Origin of the sequence: Herbiconiux sp. UC225_62 (genome assembly GCF_042694625.1) — a bacterium.
Taxonomy (GTDB): Bacteria; Actinomycetota; Actinomycetes; order Actinomycetales; family Microbacteriaceae; genus Herbiconiux.
Genome location: NZ_CP170551.1, coordinates 1124500 through 1143500, shown reverse-complemented (window position 1 = coordinate 1143500; position 19001 = coordinate 1124500). Strand labels below are relative to the sequence as shown.

General features: G+C 71.6%; 15 protein-coding genes. 4 read left to right on the top strand and 11 right to left on the bottom strand.

Features of this window, described 5'->3' with window-relative positions:
- Positions 1–30: 30 nt before the first annotated feature.
- The gene (locus ACFJGU_RS05530; protein WP_382308374.1) at positions 31–444 is read left to right on the top strand and encodes a PaaI family thioesterase; all 414 of its coding nucleotides are present in this window, start codon (positions 31–33) and stop codon (positions 442–444) included.
- Here ACFJGU_RS05530 and ACFJGU_RS05525 read toward each other — a convergent pair.
- From ACFJGU_RS05525 to ACFJGU_RS05490, 8 genes are all read right to left on the bottom strand, one after another.
- Positions 428–1309: a 3-hydroxyacyl-CoA dehydrogenase family protein gene (locus ACFJGU_RS05525; RefSeq protein ID WP_382308372.1), complete on the bottom strand. Its 882-nt coding sequence runs from the start codon at positions 1307–1309 to the stop codon at positions 428–430. The two genes, ACFJGU_RS05530 and ACFJGU_RS05525, sit on opposite strands and share 17 nt — an antisense overlap.
- A complete protein-coding gene (locus ACFJGU_RS05520; RefSeq protein ID WP_382308370.1) occupies positions 1306–2091 on the bottom strand; it encodes an enoyl-CoA hydratase/isomerase family protein in 786 nt (261 codons plus the stop codon). The genes ACFJGU_RS05525 and ACFJGU_RS05520 overlap by 4 nt, the downstream gene beginning before the upstream one ends.
- A gap of 160 nt (positions 2092–2251) precedes the next feature.
- Entirely contained in the window at positions 2252–4165 is a 1914-nt protein-coding gene (locus ACFJGU_RS05515; RefSeq protein WP_382308368.1) for a cell wall-binding repeat-containing protein, read from the bottom strand.
- A gap of 396 nt (positions 4166–4561) precedes the next feature.
- The gene (locus ACFJGU_RS05510; RefSeq protein WP_382308366.1) at positions 4562–7633 is read right to left on the bottom strand and encodes a fibronectin type III domain-containing protein; all 3072 of its coding nucleotides are present in this window, start codon (positions 7631–7633) and stop codon (positions 4562–4564) included.
- A 1-nt stretch (position 7634) separates the two neighbouring features.
- The gene (locus tag ACFJGU_RS05505) at positions 7635–8657 is read right to left on the bottom strand and encodes a hypothetical protein (protein WP_382308364.1); all 1023 of its coding nucleotides are present in this window, start codon (positions 8655–8657) and stop codon (positions 7635–7637) included.
- Positions 8654–9538, bottom strand: coding sequence for a heme ABC transporter ATP-binding protein (locus tag ACFJGU_RS05500; protein WP_382310281.1), 885 nt, complete (start codon positions 9536–9538; stop codon positions 8654–8656). The genes ACFJGU_RS05505 and ACFJGU_RS05500 overlap by 4 nt, the downstream gene beginning before the upstream one ends.
- 113 nt (positions 9539–9651) lie before the next feature.
- Positions 9652–10725 (bottom strand): FecCD family ABC transporter permease, encoded by a 1074-nt coding sequence (locus ACFJGU_RS05495; protein ID WP_382310279.1) that lies wholly within the window; start codon positions 10723–10725, stop codon positions 9652–9654.
- 389 nt (positions 10726–11114) lie between these two features.
- A complete protein-coding gene (locus ACFJGU_RS05490) occupies positions 11115–12269 on the bottom strand; it encodes a hemin ABC transporter substrate-binding protein (RefSeq protein WP_382308362.1) in 1155 nt (384 codons plus the stop codon).
- A 263-nt stretch (positions 12270–12532) separates the two neighbouring features.
- Between ACFJGU_RS05490 and ACFJGU_RS05485 the strand changes: the two genes are divergently transcribed.
- Positions 12533–14122: a LuxR C-terminal-related transcriptional regulator gene (locus tag ACFJGU_RS05485; protein WP_382308361.1), complete on the top strand. Its 1590-nt coding sequence runs from the start codon at positions 12533–12535 to the stop codon at positions 14120–14122.
- 15 nt (positions 14123–14137) lie between these two features.
- Here ACFJGU_RS05485 and ACFJGU_RS05480 read toward each other — a convergent pair whose 3' ends face one another.
- Positions 14138–15145 carry a DsbA family protein gene (locus tag ACFJGU_RS05480; RefSeq protein WP_382308359.1) on the bottom strand — a complete coding sequence of 336 codons (1008 nt, stop codon included), beginning with the start codon at positions 15143–15145 and terminating at the stop codon, positions 14138–14140.
- 117 nt (positions 15146–15262) lie between these two features.
- On the opposite strand from ACFJGU_RS05480, the gene ACFJGU_RS05475 reads away from it, so the two are divergent.
- Both ACFJGU_RS05475 and ACFJGU_RS05470 read left to right on the top strand, forming a co-directional pair.
- Positions 15263–16324, top strand: coding sequence for a metal-dependent hydrolase (locus ACFJGU_RS05475; protein ID WP_382308357.1), 1062 nt, complete (start codon positions 15263–15265; stop codon positions 16322–16324).
- A 3-nt stretch (positions 16325–16327) separates the two neighbouring features.
- A complete protein-coding gene (locus tag ACFJGU_RS05470; protein WP_382308355.1) occupies positions 16328–16792 on the top strand; it encodes an NUDIX domain-containing protein in 465 nt (154 codons plus the stop codon).
- Between the two features lie 245 nt (positions 16793–17037).
- Here the strand turns inward: ACFJGU_RS05470 and ACFJGU_RS05465 are convergent, their stop codons facing one another.
- The gene (locus ACFJGU_RS05465) at positions 17038–18000 is read right to left on the bottom strand and encodes an acyl-CoA thioesterase (protein WP_382308353.1); all 963 of its coding nucleotides are present in this window, start codon (positions 17998–18000) and stop codon (positions 17038–17040) included.
- 107 nt (positions 18001–18107) lie between these two features.
- Positions 18108–18896 carry a class I SAM-dependent methyltransferase gene (locus ACFJGU_RS05460; RefSeq protein WP_382308351.1) on the bottom strand — a complete coding sequence of 263 codons (789 nt, stop codon included), beginning with the start codon at positions 18894–18896 and terminating at the stop codon, positions 18108–18110.
- Between the last annotated feature and the right edge of the window lie 105 nt (positions 18897–19001).

The following is a 19001-nucleotide window of genomic DNA, read 5'->3' as shown; positions in this document are numbered from 1 at the left end:
GAGGTGACCCGCGAGAGACGAGGACCCAGGATGACCGGCAGCGAGCCCCTCCGGCCGTGGACGATCGAGCTCGGCGAACTCGACCGCACGATGGGCGTCGTGGTGCTCGAGCAGTCGGCCGAGCGGGTGGTGGCGACGATGCCGGTCGAAGGCAACAGGCAGTCCTTCGGGTTGCTGCACGGCGGCGCCTCGATGGCCTTCGGGGAGGCGCTCGGTTCGTGGGCCGCCGTCATCCACGCCTCGACGCTCGGCAAGACCGCGGTGGGCCTCGACATCAGCGGCACCCACCACCGCAGCGCGCGCTCCGGCCTCGTGACCGGAACGGCGACGGCCATCCATCTCGGCCGCACCACGACCTCGCACGAGGTGGTGCTGACAAACGAGGAGGGTGAGCGGCTCTGCACGATCCGCATCACGAACCTGCTCATCACGCCGGCCACGTGAAGAACCCTTCGCCGCTCTTGCGCCCGAGCTTGCCCTCCGCGACCTTCTCGCGCAGCAGCGCCGGAACCGCGAAGCGCTCGCCGAGGGTGGATTCGAGATACTCGGCGATGCCGAGCCGGACATCGAGCCCCACCAGGTCGGTGAGGTGGAGCGGCCCCACGGGAAACCTGTAGCCGAGCACCATCGCGGTGTCGATGTCGTCGGCGCTCGCCACACCTTCTTCGAGCATCCGGATGGCCTCCAGCGCGATCACGACACCGAGTCGCGAACTCGCGAAGCCGGGTGAATCCTTCACCACGATCGGCGTCTTGTCGATCGCCGCGACCCAGCCGCGCGCCGCTTCGATCAGGGCGGGAGCGGTATGCGAACCGCGCACGATCTCCACCAGGTCCGATGCGGGCACGGGGTTGAAGAAGTGCAGACCGCAGAAGCGCTCGGGGCGGTCGAGGGTGGCGGCGAGGTCGTCGATCGAGAGCGAGGAGGTGTTCGAGGCCAGCCAGGCGTCGCCGGGCAGCACCGCTTCGACGCGAGCCAGCACCTCGAGCTTCAGCACCAGGTCTTCGGGCACGGCCTCGATCACGAGCCCGGTGGTGGCGAGCGGATCGGCCGAGGCGGTGAACGACATCCGGGCCTCGAGATCGTCGAGTGTCTCGGGTGTGGTTCCGCGGTCGATGCTCGCCTGGGCGGCTCGCAGCAGGCCGGCTCGGGCCTGCTCGGCCGCGTCGTCGTCGCGCTCGAGCACGATGACCGACGCGCCGGCCAGAAGGAACGCGTGCGCGATCCCCACCCCCATCCGTCCGCCTCCGGCCACGCCGACGACATCGGGAACGGTGGGAATCTCCTCGACGCCGGACGGATCGGTCATCGCTTCTTCCTCTCCAGGAACGCGGTCATCCGCTCGACCTTCGCCGGTGACTCGAAGAGCACCGACTGCGCGATCCCGTCGACCTCCGGATGCGCCGACCGGGGTGCGTGGAACACCGATTTCGTGAGGCGGACGGCCTGTGCATCCTGGGCGGCGATGCGGTCGGCCAGCGCATCGGCCGCCGCATCGAGGTCGGCGGGATCGTGCACCTCCGTCACCAGGTGCAGCGCCAGTGCTTCCTCGGCGCTCAGCACGCGGCCGGCCAGAAGGATCTCCTTGGCGACCGGTTCGCCGACCAGCTCGGCCAGTCTCCAGCTCGCGCCCGCCGCCGCGATGATGCCGAGCGAGGTCTCGGGGTTGCCGATGCGCGCCGTCGTGCTCGCGATGCGGAAGTCGGCCGCGTAGGCGAGCTCGGCCCCACCGCCGAGAGCCCAGCCGTCGATGGCGGCGATCACCGGCATCGGCAGGGCGGCGATGCGCGCGAACAGGCGCGAGTTGATGCCGGCCAGCGCATCCGCCCGACGCCGCTCACGCAGTTCGGCGATGTCGGCTCCTGAGGCGAACACGCCCCCGGCGCCGCTCATGATGAGGATGCGCGGGGTCGCCTCGAGTTCGGCGCACACGCCGTGCAACTGCTCCACCAGAGCCGCATCGATCGCGTTGCGCACCGCGGGCCGGTCGAGCCGGAGGTGCAGCCGGTCGGGCCGGTCGTCGACCCGACGTAAGGCCGACGCCTCCGGTGAGCCCGGAGCTGTGCGTCCGCCCACGAGACCGTCTGGCATCGAATCCCTCTCACATCGGCTACTTACTGACCATTCGTTCAGTAAGAATGACACGCGCAGACAGGGGCGGTCAAGCGCGCGTGCCGGGAAAACGGAACGGCCCCTCCCTGTCAAGGAAGGGGCCGTTCGCTGCTCAGGCGGGCGTGCGCTCAGGCGGGCGTCAGGAGGCGCAGGCCGTGAGCGACTGCACCTCCGGCGACAGCGACGCCGGCCCGCCGAGCAGTGTGACGCGGTCGGGGTTGAGCCCGGCGATGTCCATCAGTGCGGCCTGCGGTACGCAGGTGCTCGGCACCACGTAGAGCGGGGCCGTCGAAGAGGCGGCGAGCGCCGCACCGGCCAGCGCGTCGGGGAAGTTCAGTCCCGTCGCGATGAAGACGTCGTCGGCGCGCGTGAACGCGTCGTGGTTGATACTGATGGACGCCTCGAAGCGGTCGGCGCCCGACAGGCGGGTCACCGGGGCCACGGACGCGAGCGAGGACTCCATCCCCGGCGACACCGAGTTCGGGCCGCCGGCGATCTTCAGCGTGGTGACACCGAGGTCGCCGAGAGTCGACGTCGTGGCGTCGTCCGCCGCCGTGGCGGAGCCGTACACGAGCAGCACCGGAGCGCCGAACGATCCGCCGGCGGCGCTCGCGGAGAGCGCGTCGGGGAAGTTCGTTCCCGTGGCGACGTACGCGGTCGTGGCGCCGGTCTCGCCGAAGGCGTACTCCACCACGTTGCGCGAGACGGCATAGCGGTCGGCGCCGTCGATGCGCACGGCCGAGTCGCCGGCGAGCGCCTCCAGGTCGGAGAACACAGCGGGCGAGACGGAGTTCGGGCCGCCGACCACCACGATCGTCTTCGGCGACAGGCGCTCGATCTCCTCCGCGACCGCGGGCAGCAGTCGGTCGGCAGGCGTGAGGAGCAGCGGGGCGTCGTCGCTCGCGGCGGCGGGCGCCGCGCTCAGGGCATCGGAGAACACCGCTCCGTTGGCGACGTAGACCGTGTCCGAGGTGACCCGATGCGAGGTCTGCGAGATCGTCACGGCCACGTCGTAACGGTCGGCTCCCTCGATGCGCGACGCATCCGGGAGTTCGAAGCTCACCGGGGTGGAGGTCTCGAACGGGGCGTAGACCGCGCCGCTGCCGGGGTAGGTGTAGATGCCGTAGTTGCCCGCCGCGAGGGCGCCGGTGAAGTCCTTCTGCACGGTGAGCTGCACGCTGAACGAGCCGTCGGCGTCGATCGCGACCGCGCCCGCGGCGGCACCGCCGACCGACTGCACATCGGCGGCGTCGAGCGCCCACGCGGTCGAGAAGGTCTTGCGAGCCGATGAGGGCGCGCCCTCGGATGGCTTCCAGGTGTCCAGGAACGTGCCGAACGCCACGTAGACACCGCCGAACTTGCCGGCGAGCGGCGGGCGGGTGCCGTTGGTGGCGGGAGCGTTGCGGACGAAGCCGGTGCCGGTGACGGTCACGACATCGGTGGCCGGGTCGAGCCCGGCGGTCGTGGAGACCGTCACCGTCGGTGCGCCGGAGAGGGTGACGCCGATGGGGAGGGCGACCTTGCCGGCATCCGACGATCCGCCGCTGGAGTACCAGTACGACGACTGGCCGGTGAGGCCCTGGAAGTCGACGAAGCTCTGCGGGAACGAGCCCCAGCTGTCGCCCGTGGTGACCTGGGGGGCCGCTCCCTCGGGCGCGGTGATGCTGACGCCGAGGTATTCGGGGGCGACCGAGAAGCCGGCGTCGGTGACGTCGACGCCGGTCAGGTCGGCGAGGACCACCTCGGTGTCGGGGAGGGCGGCGAACTCGTCGGGGTTGTCCATGCTCGTGCCGTAGCCGCTCAAGGTCGCCGTGACCGTGCCGGTGCCGTTGTCGACCACGAGGTGCGGGTTGCTGACCGAGTACTGCGTGAGTCCGCTGTAGAAGGCGACGGTGAAGTCGCCGGTCCAGCTGATGTCGGCGTCGTCGGCGGCGGCGTCCACGGTGCCGGTCCCGGAGGTGATGGAGACCCGGTTGCCGCTCGGCCCACCGCCGGTGGTGAGAGGAGCTCCCGAGGGATCGGTCGAGAGACCGGCCCCAGGTCGACGTCGCATAGCTGCCGTCGGTCTGCTTCTTCTGGATGGTCGTGTTGCCCGCGGAGGCCAGCCACTCCGACTGCGCGATCACGTCGCCCGCGCTGGTCTTCGCGATCTTGCCGGCGCTGAGGAGGTTGTAGCCGGGGCCGAAGGCCTTGCTGCCGGCCTCGTCACTGAGCCCCCAGGTGAAGACGGCGCCGGTGACGGCGGTCGGGGCGGGCGCGGCGGGAGCGGCGGCCGGTTCTGCCGCGAGGGCGGGTGCCGCGGTCGGGGCGGAGAGCGCCAGGGCTGCGGCGACGCCGGTCGCGAGGGCTGCACCCGCGCGTGACCGGATGGGGCGATGTGTTTTCACAGGAACTCCGAGTCGTAGGGAAAGGATCGGAGTTAGCCTACCCTTACTAAGGGTAGGCATACCTAATTAAATTGTCGCCGTACGACCAGGCCGCCACCCACTCCGGTGATCACCACGACGAGGCCGAGCAGGGCGATCAGGGCGACGAGCAGGACGACGACCTCGTCGGTGAGGGCCGCGGAGACCGGGGACTCGATGATCACGACCGACGAGCTCGGCGCATCCGTCGAGACCGTCGGAACGGCCGTCGGAGTGGCGCCGAGCACCGCTGACGCCGGCCAGCGCGGCGGGGGGAGTTTGCCCGCCGGTACCCGGGCGCTCGCCTTCTCCGCCGATTGCTGGGGTGCGGTCGGCGGCGTGAATGTCGCCGCGTCGTACCCGACGGTGAACGGCTGAGCGGTCTTCGCCGCATCCGCCTGGCCGCCGCTGGAATACCAGTAGGCGGCCTGCCCCGACTCCAGATGGAAGTCGATGAAGCTCTGCGGGAAGGCACCCCAGTCGGCACCCGAGCGCGACTGCGCGGTCTGGCCGGACGGTAAGGAGACCGGGACGCCCCGGTAGTCCGGTGTCACGGTGAATCCGTCGGCGCCCACCTGTGCGCCGCTGAACGTGGCGAGGGTCACCGTGCGGTCGGCGAGCGGCACCCACCTGGCGAGATCGTCCATGTCGGTGCCGAAGCCGCCGACCGTGGCCGTCAGGATGCCGGTGCCGTTCTCGACGGTGAGCTGCGGGTCGCTGAGGTACCAGAAGGAGAGCCCACCGTAGTAGACCACCGTGACGTCGCCCGTCCACTGGATGGTCGCCGCGCCCGTGGCGGTGTCCACCTGTCCGGTGCCGCCGGTCATCACGAACTGGTTGCCCCCGTAGGGTGTGCCGGTGCCTGAGCTGAGGGGCGCGCCGGTGCGGTCGAGGCACTTCGTGTCCCAGGATGCGGGCACGTAGCGGCCCGAGGCATCCGGTTTCTCGATGGAGACGGTGCCGGCCGTGGCGGAGTACTGCGATGGACCGAACACGACCGAGCCACCGGGATCGGGGGTGCGCCCGGCCGAGAGGTAGTTGCAGCCGCCGAAGTAGGCGCCGTTGTTGGTCTCGTCGTTGAGGCCCCAGCGCAGGACGGCGTCGTCGAGGGTGAGGATGCCGGGGGTGCCCGCTTCGGCCCCGACCACGTTCACGGTGACGACGCTGGTCTCCGCGCCGGGCGCTGCGGCGGCGCCGTCGAGAGCGTCGTCGCTGACGAAGAGCAGGTAGTGCGCGCCGGGACGGAGATCCTTCGTGGAGACGGTGAGGTGCGGTCGGGTGGTGCCGTCGGTCGAGACGGTCGCCGCGAAGGTGGCGTCACCGTACCACCAGGCCTCCCCGCTGTGAGTGCCCGTCCAGGGAATGGGGACCGTCGCATCCTGGCCCTGTTCGACGGTCACGGGTCCGCCCGTGGTCGCGGTGGCGTCGGCGACGGACCCCGCTCGGATCGCCGCCTCGAGGGCGGCGCGGTCGGCGTAGCCGGGCGGCTTGCTGCCCGGGGCAGTGCCCGGCGTGGTTCCCGTTGTGGTGACGACAGGGCTGAAGTCGGAGAGGTCGCCGACGCCCACGGCGTTGACGGCGGCGACCCGCACCGAGTAGGCGGTGCCCGGGGTGAGGCCTCCGAATCGGGCTGTGGGCGGGGCTGCGGGCTCGGCGACCGCGACGTCGGCGCTCGACACGAGGCCGATGCCGGCCCCGAGGAGGTCGACCCGGTAGCCCGTGATCGGGGAGCCGCCGGTGTAGCGACCGGTGGTGGGGGTGCCCTGCCAGGTCAGTGAACTCGCCGAATCTGCGGTCGGCGCGGGCGGGGTGCTCGACCACTCGGTGGCGGGGGCACGCGAGCCGAGCGTCTGCGCCGCGTACTCGGTCGACCAGGCGGGCACGCTGCTCGTCGGCGACGACGGGCGGAACCGTTTCACGCCGTCGACGAGGTCGTAGGCGACGACGCCGGCGAGGTAGCGGCTCGAGCCCTGGAGTCCGGTCACGACCGCCGAGGTCGTGGCGCCGACGTCGAGGGTGGCGGTGATGAACGAGTTGGCGCTCGTCGCCGCCTGGTCGTGACGGCGTTCGAGGATGCGCAGGGCGTAGCCGGCGGGGGCGGGGTCGCCGGTGGCGGCATCCCACGTCACGGTGAACCCGTCGGCCGTGGGCGAGGTCAGTGTCGGCGTGCCCGCGCGGCTGTCGGAGAGGGCGCCGGTGCTGGACGCGGGCAGAACCGAGGGTTCGCTGAGAAGGGCGCCGGGCAGAGCGGATGCCCCGTCGAGCAGGGTGACGCGGGCGACGACCGTGGTGGACCCGAAGCCGACGCCCTCGACGCGGTAGCGGGTCGTGGTCGCGTCGACGTCCGCGCGGGCGATGAGGGCGTTGGAGTTGGTGACCGACCGGCCCGCGAAGAGCTCGACCCGGTAACCGAGGGGTGCCGCGGAGGCGGGCGGGGCCCAGGAGATGTCGACGGCGTAGTCGACGCCGGCGGGGTCGGTCTGCACCAGAACCTGGCCCGGGCCGGGCGTGGCGGCGGCGGCCCAGGTGGAGGCGGGAAATGGGGTGGGCGCGACCGGGGCCGCTGCGGGTGCTGCCGGCGGGGTGGGCGCGGAGGCTGCTGCTCCGGGGGCGACGGAAGCCGGTGGATCGAGGAGGTCGGTGGATCCGCTCTCAATCACGGAGGGGGCTTCGGTGGAGTCGGCGGGGGCTGGTTTCGGCGCTGCATCGGGTGTCTCCGCCGCCGGCTCGGCGTCAGGAGCGGATGGAGAACCTGCCGCGGGTGCGGGTGCGGGTGCCGGTGCGGGGGCGGGTGCGTCGTCGACCGGAGTCGGGCTGGCATCGAGGGAGGGCGCCTCCGAATCGTGCCCATCGGGGCCGGCGGCGGGACTGATGCCGGCATCCGTCCCGGCATCCGCGCTGCCGAGGGCCGCGGCGGTCGCGGTGGAGATCGGACTCGACGTCGCGTTCGACGACAGCGCCTTCGGGGTGGCGTCGAGCGGAGCGGCAGCCTGCGAGGCGGTGTACGGGGTCGCGGCGAAGGCCGCGGTGGGGGCGAGCGCCGCCGTGAGGCACGCAGTCGTGAGGGCCGCAGCCACTGCGACGGCGCGAATCCCGCCGCTCGATCGGCGACGCACGTCAGGCTCCCCGCTCGGCGCCGGAGCTGTCAGCCGTGGCGGAGGCCCCACCGACGCCGCCCGCCTGCGACGATCCGGCGGCGGCATCCGCTTCACCGGGTCGACCTCCCACCACGGGCGCCGGGGCGCCAGCGGCGGCAGGGGTGAGGGCGCGCTTGCGGGAGCTGAGCACGGCCCAGACGAGGAATCCGATGGCCGCCAGGGCCAGGGTGCCCACTCCACCGACCGCGCCGAGCAGGAGCGGCACGAGGTTGCCGTCGTCGGAGGCCGCCGTGGGCGCCGCGATGATCGTGGTGGAGACGGGGGCGGGGGCATCCGTCTCGGCCGCTCCGTCCGCGACGGGATCGGAGGCCGCTGCATCGGCGGCCGCGGCGGCCGCGGCCGCATCCGCCGCTGCCTTCTCCGCCTCGGCCGCAGCGGCCGCCGCCGCGTCACCCGAGTGGAGGTCCTGGAACGAAATGGGCGTGAAGCTCTCGTTGCTCGGGTTCACCACGCCGTGCGCGCCGATCGTGATGATGCCGCACTGCACCTGGAGGCAGTCGACCGTCGTGACGTCGCCGTTGCGGTCGTACGACTCGAACGAGGACCCGGGGATCTTCATCGTGCCCGACCAGTCGCCCGCGGCCGACACCTCGCCGCCGTTCGCGGCGTACTCGGTCGACGACCCGGGGAAGCTCACGAACAGCTGATAACCGACGGGGTTCGCTTCGTCGTCGTAGACGTAGCGGTAGGTCGAACCGGTCGCTCCGCCCTGACTGGGTGCCCAGGCGCCGCCGTCGACCCAGCCGAAGAACACGTAGATGCCGCCGAATCCGCTCGGCACCGACTGGAATCCGCTGCCCGTGACCGTCACCTCGGTGAGGTAGTTCGGGTCGGCCACGCCCACGAGTTCGGGCTGGGCGGTCACGACGACCCGCACCGATCCGGCGGCCTGCGCCGGTGCGGCCGCCCCACCCACCGTCGATCCGAGCATCACCCCCGCAGCCACACTCAGTGCGGCGAGGATCTTCGTCGTTCGGTTCATGTCGTCTCCTCGAGGGTGGATGCCGGCATCGAGTCGCCGGAATCCGACGGAATGGTGGCGGTCGTTGCGGCGCGTCTTGGCGATTCGGTGGGCGGGGTGGCGGGCGCGCGGCGAGGGAGCACGACGGCGGTGCCGGTGACGGGGTGGCGGATGACGTCGACGTCGAGCTCGTAGACAGCGGCGAGCCGGTCGGGGGTGAGTACGGCATCCGGCGCACCGTCGGCGACGACGCGGCCGCCCGAGATGAGCACGATGCGGTCGGCGTAGGCGGCCGCGAGGCTGAGGTCGTGCAGCACCACCACGACGCAGTCCCCGGCACGGGCGCGATCGCGGGCGATCCGCAGCACGTCCTCCTGGTGCCGCAGGTCGAGCGCGGCGGTCGGTTCATCGAGCAGCAGGATGCCCGTCTCCTGCGCCAGGATGCGCGCCAGCGACGCCCGCGCCCGCTCGCCGCCCGAGAGCGACGGCAACGGACGGTCGCGGAACCGCGTGGTCTCGGTGAGTGCGATCGACTCCTCCACCACGCGGTCGTCGTCGGCGTCGCGCGGGGTGCCCTGCCACGGCGCCCGCCCCATCTCCACCACTTCGCGCACCGTGAACGGGAAGAACACGCCGTTCTGCTGCAGCAGCACCGCGCGCCGCCGCCCGAGTTCGCGCAGGCTCCAGTCGGCGAGCGGGCGTCCGGCGATCTCGATGGTCCCGGCCGTCACCGCCTGGTCGCCGGTCACGACCGAGAGCAGCGTGGACTTCCCGGCGCCGTTCGGCCCGATCAGCGCCACGACCTCGCCCGGAGCCGCGTCGAACGACACATCGCTCAGGATGCGCGCGCCCCCGATCTCGACGCTCGCCCCACGCACGCGCAGGGCGGCTTCGCCTGCCAGGCCCCGCGCATCCGTCTCGCCGGGTGTCGACCCGTCAGTTCCTGTCGTTATCGACGCGCTATTCCGACCGTTTCTGACGGGTCGCCGGCGATCGGCGCGCGCGGAGAAGACGCTCATCCCCAGCCCCCGGCCTTCTTGCGGGTGCGGCGGAGGAGCCAGAAGAAGAAGGGGCCGCCGATGAGCGACGTGAGAAGCCCGATCGGCAGGTCCGCCATCGGGATGGCCGTGCGCGCCACCAGGTCGGCCGCCACGAGCAGCACCGCGCCGCCGAGAGTCGAGGCGATGAGCAGCGGCAGGTGCGCGGGGCCGATGATCATGCGCATCAGGTGCGGGATGACGAGCCCCACGAACGCGATGATGCCCACGAACGCCACCGCCCCGCCCACGAGCAGCGCCACGAGCACGATCGACACGATCCGTAGCGCCTCCACGTTCACCCCGAGGTGCCGCGCGGCCTTCTCGCCGAGCGAGAGCAGGTCGAAGCGGCGTGAGAGCACGAGCGCGACCGCGATGCCGACCACCACGACCGGGAGCACCACGAGAACGTCTTGCCAGCGCGATCCGTTGAGGCTGCCGAGCTGCCAGAACACGATGGCCTCGCGCGACTGCGTGTCGGCCAGGAACATGAACAGCGCCAGACCCGCACCGGCGAAGGCGTTGACGGCGATTCCGGTGAGCACGAGGGTCACCACCTCGGTCTTGCCGTTCGCGCGCGAGACGGCGTAGACGAGCAGGGTGGCGGCGAGACCGGCGACGAAGGCGGCGAAGGCGATGGTCCAGTCGCCGAGGAAGTTGAGGCCCAGCACGATCGTGGCCGCCGCGCCGAGCGCCGCGCCCGAGCTGACGCCCACGACTCCGGGCTCGGCGAGCGGGTTGCCGAAGATCGCCTGCATGATCATGCCGCTGGCCGCGAGGGCTGCGCCGACGAGCACGGCCATCGCCACGCGGGGGAAGCGGATGTTCCACAGCGCGCTGTCCCCGTTCGGATGCGACGGCAGCGGCCAGATCGTCACGCCGATGCGGTGCAGGATCGACCCGAGCACCTCGTCGGGCGCGATGGCGAGCTGCCCCGTTCCCGCCGCCACGAGCGACACGACCACCAGAGCCACCGCGAGCACCCCGAACAAGACCGCGCGCCGCCCGCCTCCCACACGCCGCCGCGGCAGCGGATCGACACTCGCCTCCAGGCTCCCGCCGCCGCCCGCCCCCACGCCGCCCGCTGATCCGCGCGTTTTGGCGCTACCCGCGTTCCCGGTTTCCGCCAATCCGTGCGGGTGAGTGTCGTCGGGCGCATCGGCCACGGGGGTGGCGTCGTCCGCGAGCAGCGGGCGAGTGGCATCCGCCGCTGATCCGCGCGTTCTGGCGCTACCCGCGTTCCCGGTTTCCGCCAATCCGTGCGGGTGAGTGTCGTCGGGCGCATCGGCCACGGGGGTGGCGTCGTCCGCGAGCAGCGGGCGAGTGGCATCCGCCGCTGATCCGCGCGTTCTGGCGCTACCCGCGTTCCCGGTTCCCACCAAACCGTGCGGGTGAGCGTCGCCCGGCGCACCGTCCGCGCCCACCGAGGGAGTGACGCGGGTCATCGGGCCGCGCCCGAGGCATCCGGGGCGTAGATGGCGCGGGCGAGGGCGTCGAGCACGGCGGCCGAGCGCGGGCCGAAGCTCAGGATCTCGTAGTCGCTCATGTCGACGATGCGCCGGTTCGCCCCGGCGGGCGTCTCCGCGACCGCCGGGATGCGTTCGAGCAGCCCGTCGACGCCGCCCACCGACTCGAGGCCCTTGGTCATCATCAGCAGGATGTCGGGCTGCGCCTTCACGAGCGCCTCGGCCGTCATCGGCCGCATGCCCTGCCACCCGATCTCGCCCGCGACGTCGATGCCGCCGAGCGCCCGGATCAGCGCATCCGCCCCTGACTCCTCGCCGAAGATGTAGTACACACCGGCGTTGCCGCGCACGTAGAGGAAGAGGATGCGGGGCCGATCGGCCAGATCGCTCGGCGTCACGGCCGCGATCGCCGCCACCTCGTCCTGGATCTCCGCGGTGACCCGCGCCGTCAGTTCCGCCCCGGCGGACGGAACGCCGAGCGCCGACGCCACCATGCCCACGAGCTCGCCCACGTTGTCGAGATTCCGCTCCGGAGTCGTGACCACCACCGGGATGCCGGCCTCGCGCATCTGCAGCACCACGTCCCACGGCCCGATCGAGGAGTCGGTGACGATGACGCTCGGATCGAGTTCGAGGATCGCCTCGGCGTTCAGCTCGTGTCCGTTCTGCGTCACGAGCGGGAGGTCGGATGCGCCGGCGAAGCTCGTCGACGAGTCACGCCCGACGACGCTGTCGCCGAGCCCCAGGCCGAAGACCGTGGCCGCGAGGGAGCCGTAGATGTCGAGCGCGAGGATGCGGCTCGTGTCGGCGACGGTGACGACGGTGCCCTGGTTGTCGGTGACGGTCGCCGGAAGGACGGGCGCGGCATCCGTCGTCACGGGGATGACGCCGGTGTCGGAAAGGCAGGCGGTCGATTCGCCCTGGTGCGTCTTCGGATCGGGCGCGAGCGGCAGGTCGGACAGAGAGACGTCGGAGGAGAGGCACGGCCCCTCGGCGGAGGCGCCGGCCGCTCCGCCCGCGCCGCCCGCGTGGCTCGAGCAGGCGCCGAGGGTGACGGCGGCGGCGGCGACGCCGAGCGCGAGGGCCAGGCCCGCGTGGGCGCGTCGGCGGAGGGGCGTGAGAGAGGTCATCAGTCCGAACTCGAAGAAGGGGCGGGGGCGCCGCCGGGCGATCGTCCCGATACTAGTTAGGTTAGGCTTACCTAGTCAATCGGCGCCGACTCACCCTTCCGTTCACCTCTCGTCCACCGTCCGGAGGGTCTTCGTGCACCCGTCGGGGGCGTTACACTCGACACGTGGGCGCATCCGGGCGGGTCCGGAATTCGTAGGGGATGACGAAGCTCTGCCCACGAGCAAGGCTTGGTGGGGCTGTGCTCGGACGAAAAGAGACTGTCGTGAGCGACCCCTCTGAACGATCCGCGATCTCGCAGGAATTGCAGGATGCCGTCTCCCGCGCCGACTGGGACGCGGTGCAGACCCTCGTGGAGCGCAACTGGTCGGCCCTCATCCTCGCCGACCCCGCCGTCATCCGCGACGCCGTCGCCGCCCTGCCCGACGCCGTCGTGGCGGCCAACCCGCGCTGGATCTCGGCGCAGAACTACCTCAGCTACCTCCCCGTCGGCGACGCGCCGCGCCCGCTGCGCTTTCGCGACACAGCGCCTCCCGGGCTCTCCTCGGCGCTCATCGACGTGCTCGTCGAGCTCACCAGCCGGGCCGCGGCCGCGCGCGTCGCCGGCCGTCTCGACCGGGCCGTGCGGTGGGTCGATGAGGCTCGCGAAGCCCTCGGAGACGCCACCGACGAGGCCGTGGTGGAGATGCAGTACTCCCTGCCCGACCTGCACAGCCAATGGGGCAAGGTGCGCGAGGCGGCCGGGCAGAGCACGGAGGCGTTCCGGGAGTTCCAGGATGCCCACGACCTCGCCGCGGTGACCGGCAACGAGCTGATCTACCAGAGCTCGGCCGGTAGTCTCGCCTGGCTGCACACCATTGCCGGCCAGACCGCGGAGGCGGAGGCCTGGCTCGATCGCGTTCCGCGCGGCGACCCACCCGGGGTGACGCCGGACTGGACCTCCAAGCGCTACGGCATCACGGCCCACCTCAGCCGGGCCCTCGGACACATCGACCGACTCGAATACGAGGAGGCCGACGAGGTGCTCGACGTCTACGTCGATGTGGCGAAGGCGCCGGAGTACTGGGCCGTCATCCTCTATCTCCGTGCCCGGCTCGCGCGACACACGGGCGATGCCTGGCGGGTGCTCACGCAGATCGACTCGGCCGTGCAGAGCCGTCCACCCGAGCTCACCGCGAACGGCATCAGTGGGCACTTCGTGGCCGTGGCGCGTGCCGAGCTCTCCATCGAGCTGGAGCAGCCCGCGCGGGCGCGGCAGGCTCTGGCCGGGCAGAAGTCGACGCCCCCGTCGACGTACTACCTGCAGCTCGAGCAGGCGAAGATCGACATGCTCACGGGCGACCTGCAGGCCGTCGCCCGCACGGTCGAGCCGCTCCTCACCGTCGCGACCTCGGCTCAGCGGGTGATCGCCGAGGCGCTCGTGCTGCACTCCGTGACGCGGTTGCGCAGCGGATGGGAGCGGGAGGCGGGGGAGGCGTTCCAGCAGGCCCTGGCCCTCATCGAGTCGGCGCGGCTGTATTCGGCTTTGACGGTGATCCGGCGCGGCGACTTCGACGCGCTCGTGGCGCTGGTGCCGGCGACCGTGCTCGCCGGGTCGGCCGGGGCCGTCCTCGACCGGGTGCGGGAGCGGGGGAGCTTCCTTCCCGAGATGGATTCGACGGTCCCGCTGTCGCCGCGCGAACGATCGGTGCTCGCCGAACTGGTGTCGGGAGCATCCGTCGCCGAGATCGCGAACCGGCTGTTCGTGAGCCAGAACACCGTGAAGTCGCAGTTGCGGAGCGTGTACCGCAAACTCGGCGTGGCGAACCGCGCCGAGGCCGAGCAGGCCGTGGGGCGGTTGGGCCTGCTCGACTGAGCCCGCTCGGCGTCGCTACTCGGCCGGGCCGTCGGTGGGGACCGGGGTGTCGGTGGGTGCGGGGGACCCGGTGGGGGCTGGGGTGGCGCCGTCGGTGCCCGTCGCATCCGTGCCGGCCGCCGCCGACGCCTTCGTGAAGACGTCGGTGATGAAGGTGTTGAGCGCCTCGGTGTCGTCGAGCGCTCCGGTGTAGGCCGTGCCGTCGATCACGACGAGCGGCACCGTGGTGAGCGCCGTGACGTCGGAGTTCGGGATATTCTTCTGCGCTCGGGCGGTGGAGTTCGCGACCCAGTCGTCGAATTCGTTGCCGGTGATGCAGCTGGCGATGGCGGGGTCGGTGACGCCCGCCTTCTGCACGAGGGCGACGAGGTCGTCGTTGCTGAGGCCTCCGTCGGGGAGGGTCGACTGTGCGGCGACCAGGGCGTTGTGCACGACGAGGGCGGCATCCGGGGTGGTGTTGGCCACGCAGGCCACGGTGTTGGCGGCGCGGGTGGCGTAGCTGTCGGAGCTCCCGGCGCCTTCGAGGGCGACCGGGTGCAGTTCGAGGCTCGCGTAGCCGGCGGAGACGTACGACTGCAGGGCCGAACCGTTCGCGGTCTCGAACTTCGCGACGTCGGGGCTCGAGTAGTCGACGTACTCGGTGATGCGGAGCACGGTCGAGGTGTCGAGATCGGAGGCGACGGGCTGCGCATCCGGCTGGATGGCGGCCGTCCTGGTCGCGGTGGCGGTCGCCGTCTCGGTGGAGGTGGCGTTCGCCGGGTCGCCGGTGAACAGGATGCCGTCGCTCAACATGTTGAGCGGGCCGACGAAGGTGGCGCGGATGCCGCTGTAGACCGCCCATCCGGTGCCAGCAAGCGCGAGCACGCCGACGGTGATGAGGCTCGTGATGAGGATGACGCGGTTGCGCTTCTTGCGCCGCTGCTCCTCTTCGCGCTGGATGCGCGCGATCTCGCGGGAGAGCGCCTGGCGGTCCTTCTTCGAGAGCCCGTCGTACATGCTCTTGTCGGGCTTCGCTGGGCTCATGCCGCGGGTGCTCCTTGCTCGCTGGGATCGACGGCCGGTGTCGTGCCGGATGCGACGGATAGACGCTAGGGAGGCAGTCTATGAGGCCGCTATGGATTGAGTGGGAAAATGGCGGACATGACTCTCCCGCGCGTCGACACCGTCGTCACCTATCCGTCCGGGGCGGTGGTCTCGTCGGGGGTCGTGCTCCACGTCGAGCCGCTCGACGACGGCGGGCGGGTGGCGGTGCTGCTCGACGAGACGGCGTGCCATCCGGTCGATGCCGCGTGGCCCGACCAGGGGGCGGATCGGGCCGGTCTCCTGGTGGGCGGTCTGGCCTTCCCCGTCGTCGACTGCGTGGTGGGAGCGACGGACGGGGTGCAGTTGTTCCTCGGCCCCGATGTCCCGGTCCGCCCCGGTGCCGACGGCTGGACCTTCGTGGTGGCTCACGTTCTCGACCCCTCGTCCGTACCCCTCCTCGAGTCGCCAAGAATCGACGGAATCGCGCCGTCGAATGCGGCGGATTCTGGAGACTCGATGGTGCCGGCCGATGAGGGGAGCTGGGCGCTCGTCGAGGGTGCGGTGGCGCTCGTCGAGGTCGACGCGGGGTATCGGCGCGCGCTGTCGGCGGGGCACACGGCCTGCCATCTGGCGTCGCTCGCCCTCAACGAGGCGCTGGCCGGCGCCTGGACCAAGGATGTCGCGCGCGATGGCCGGGGCCGTCCGAACTTCGACCAGCTCGCGATCGAGTCGTCGACAATCGAGGAGAACGGATCGCTCGACGTGTACCGAATCGGCAAGTCGCTCCGCAAGAAGGGCTTCGCGCCCGCGGTGCTCACGGAGGGAGTGGAGCTCCCGGAAGGCACGTCGGGTCCGTCCGGCCCGCTCGCCGTGCTGGCCGCCGAGGTCGACGCGCAGCTCGCGGAGTGGTGCGCATCCGGAGCCCGCGTCGAAGTGCGACAGGATGGCGACGCACGCGGCCTGAGCGGGCGCCGCACCTGGACGTGCCACTTTCCTGACGGCGCGGTGAGCATCCCCTGCGGCGGGACGCACGTGTCCTCGCTGGCCGAGATCGCGTCGATCGGGGTCGCGTTCGACCTCGTCGAGCAGCCCGGCGCCCTCGAACTCCGGATGCGCACGACGGCGACCCTCGCGCCCGTCTCGACGCCCGCTACCACGCTCGCCGCGACGGAGGGGTGACGGATGCCGGTGCTGAGTGCGGGCATCCTGCCCTGGCGGCGTCGCGACGGCGGCGTCGAGGTGTGGATCGCGCACATGGGAGGACCGTTCTGGGCGCGCAAAGACGAGGGCTCGTGGTCGGTGGTGAAGGGCGAGTACGGCGCCGAGGAGGAGGCGCTCGCCGCCGCCCGGCGCGAGTTCGCCGAGGAGACGGGGGCGCCGGCGCCCGAGGTCGAGTACGTGTTGCTCGGCGAGTTCCGGCAGCCCTCGCGCAAGGTGATCGCCGTGTTCGCAGCCGAGACCTCCGCCGTGCCCGAGGTGGTCGTGAGCAACACCTTCGAGCTCGAATGGCCGCCGCGCTCCGGCCGCCGGCAGGAGTTCCCCGAGATCGACGACGCCCGCTGGTTTCCCCTCCCGGAGGCACGCGTCAAGATCCTGGCGGGCCAACGCCCCGCCCTCGACGCCCTCGAGCGCCTCGCCGCCGGCTGACCCCCGCGCCCCGCCGCTCGGCGCCGGGTGCTCATCCGCATGGATTTGCGGAACGAGCGGCGGGGTAGGCGCCAAACCGTGCGGATCAGCGCGTCCCGTCACCCAGGCGCCGCGCCTCGTCCTCGCCGCCACGCCGAAGCCCCGCCCCACACCGCCCGGAGTCGGGTGCTCATCCGCACGGATTTGCGGATCGAGCGGCGGGGGAGGCGCCAAAACGTGCGGGTCAGTGCGCCACCCCGGCCCCGCTACGCCGGGACGGGCGCCGACGCGAGCGGGAGGGCCTCGAGGCCCGCGCGCAAGCGGATGAGGTCGAGGGCGTGCGCGTCGAGCCGCCGGTCCTCCTCGGAGACGAGCGGGAGGGTGGGCACGGGGCGAGAGCGCCCGGTCGCGGCATCCAGATCGACGAACACGCTCATGCACTGCGTGGTGAGCTCCAGCGCGCTCGGCGTCTCCGGCGAGCCCGACCGCACGTGGATCGCGATGTGCATGCTCTGCGGCCCGGTGTGGATGAGCCGCGCGGCCACCTCCACGATGTGCCCGATCCGGATCGGCCGGTAGAAGTGGATGCCGCCCGAGTACACCGCGACGGCCGAGGCCGACGTCCATCCGGCGGCGCACGCGAACGCGGTCTCGTCGATCCAGCGCATGACGGTTCCGCCGTGCGCGTTCCCACCCCAGTTCGCGTCGCCGGGCGCCGCGAGGAAGCGGAACACGGTGCTCGGCGTCGTGCCCTCTGCCGAATACGTCTGCTGCTGCATGGCGTCGCGGATGGCGCGCCGCGGGGCGAGCCGTTCCTCGGCGCGGGCGTTGAGCATCCGGTCGCTCTCGCTCGTCGGCGACCAGTGCGGGACCTCTTGCGGCCGCCCCGCGTCGTCGACCGCGACGAACACGAGGATGCAGTGCGTGGCCGGTGCGAAGTCGCGACTGCGCACATCCGCCGACTCCACCGTCACGAGCACCTGCATGCTGGTGCGTCCGGTGTGGATGATGCGGGCGTGGGCCTCGATGATCTCGCCCGAGGCGATCGGCCGGGTGAAGTGCACGTTGCCCACGTAGGCGGTGACGCAGTACGAAGAACTCCAGCCGACGGCGCAGGCGTACCCCGCCTTGTCGATCCACTCGAGCACCCGACCGGCCGCCACGGTGGCGCCGCCGGCCGCCGCGTCCTGCGGAGCGGCCATGAAGCGGAGCGTGATTCTGTCGTCCATGTTGTCAGGATGACAGGCTCAGACAGCACCTTTCCGAGATTCGTGACGCGAAGAATCGCTGATCTTTCACTTTCGGCAAAACCCCGGGAGCGCACCCGGCCACCCGCTCAGGGCCTGCGTGCCTCGATCAGCGCGCGCTCACTGTGCGACACGAACGATCCGGTGGCCTGGATGCGCGTGTGCACGGCGGCGAGCCGGTCGCGATAGCGCTCCACGGTGAAGTCGGGGACGGTCCAGAGCACCTTGCGCAGGAAGTAGACCACCGCTGCCACGTCGAAGAACTCGACCTTCGTCGACTCGTGGAGTGCGTCGACCACTCGCAGTCCGGCGGCTCGGGCGCCCGCCACGAGGTTCTCGAGGCTGCGGGAGGTGTTCTCGTCGTCCGGCTGCGGCCCGAGGAAGAACTCGTAGAGCTCGCGGTTCGAGCCCGCCGCGACCTGTTGGGTGAGGAAGGTGCCGCCGGAGTGCAGCACGCGTGCCACCTCGGCCCAGTCCGTGGACTGCGGATGTCGGCTCAGCGCCAGATGGAAGCGCTCACCGGCGAACGGCAGCGGTGCATCCTCGGCCACCTGCACGACCTCGCCGCGGAAGAGCTCGAGCCGCTCCCGGGCCAGCGCGACGTTCGGCGGATAGCCCTCGGTGGCCCACACCGTCGCGGGGATGCGGCCCGACCGGGCACCGGCTCGGGAGAGCGCACCGGCGAAGACCTCGGCGCCGCCCGTCTGGATGTCGAGCACCGAGTCGGCCGCAGCGATCCGTTCGGCCGCGATCCCCGCGTAGCCCCACGACGGGCGCTCCTCGGTCGCGCGCCCCTCGAACCACGAGAAGTCCCAGCCCGCGGTCGGCACCGCTTCGCCTTCGGCCAGCAGGTCGTCGAAACTCCGATCGGCGCTCATGCTCCAATTCTGTCCCGCCCGTGCTCCACCGGTGATCGTGATCTCTTCACCACCAGCTCGCCGAGCCTATTGTTGGACTCAGTCCAATTAACCTATGCTTGCCCC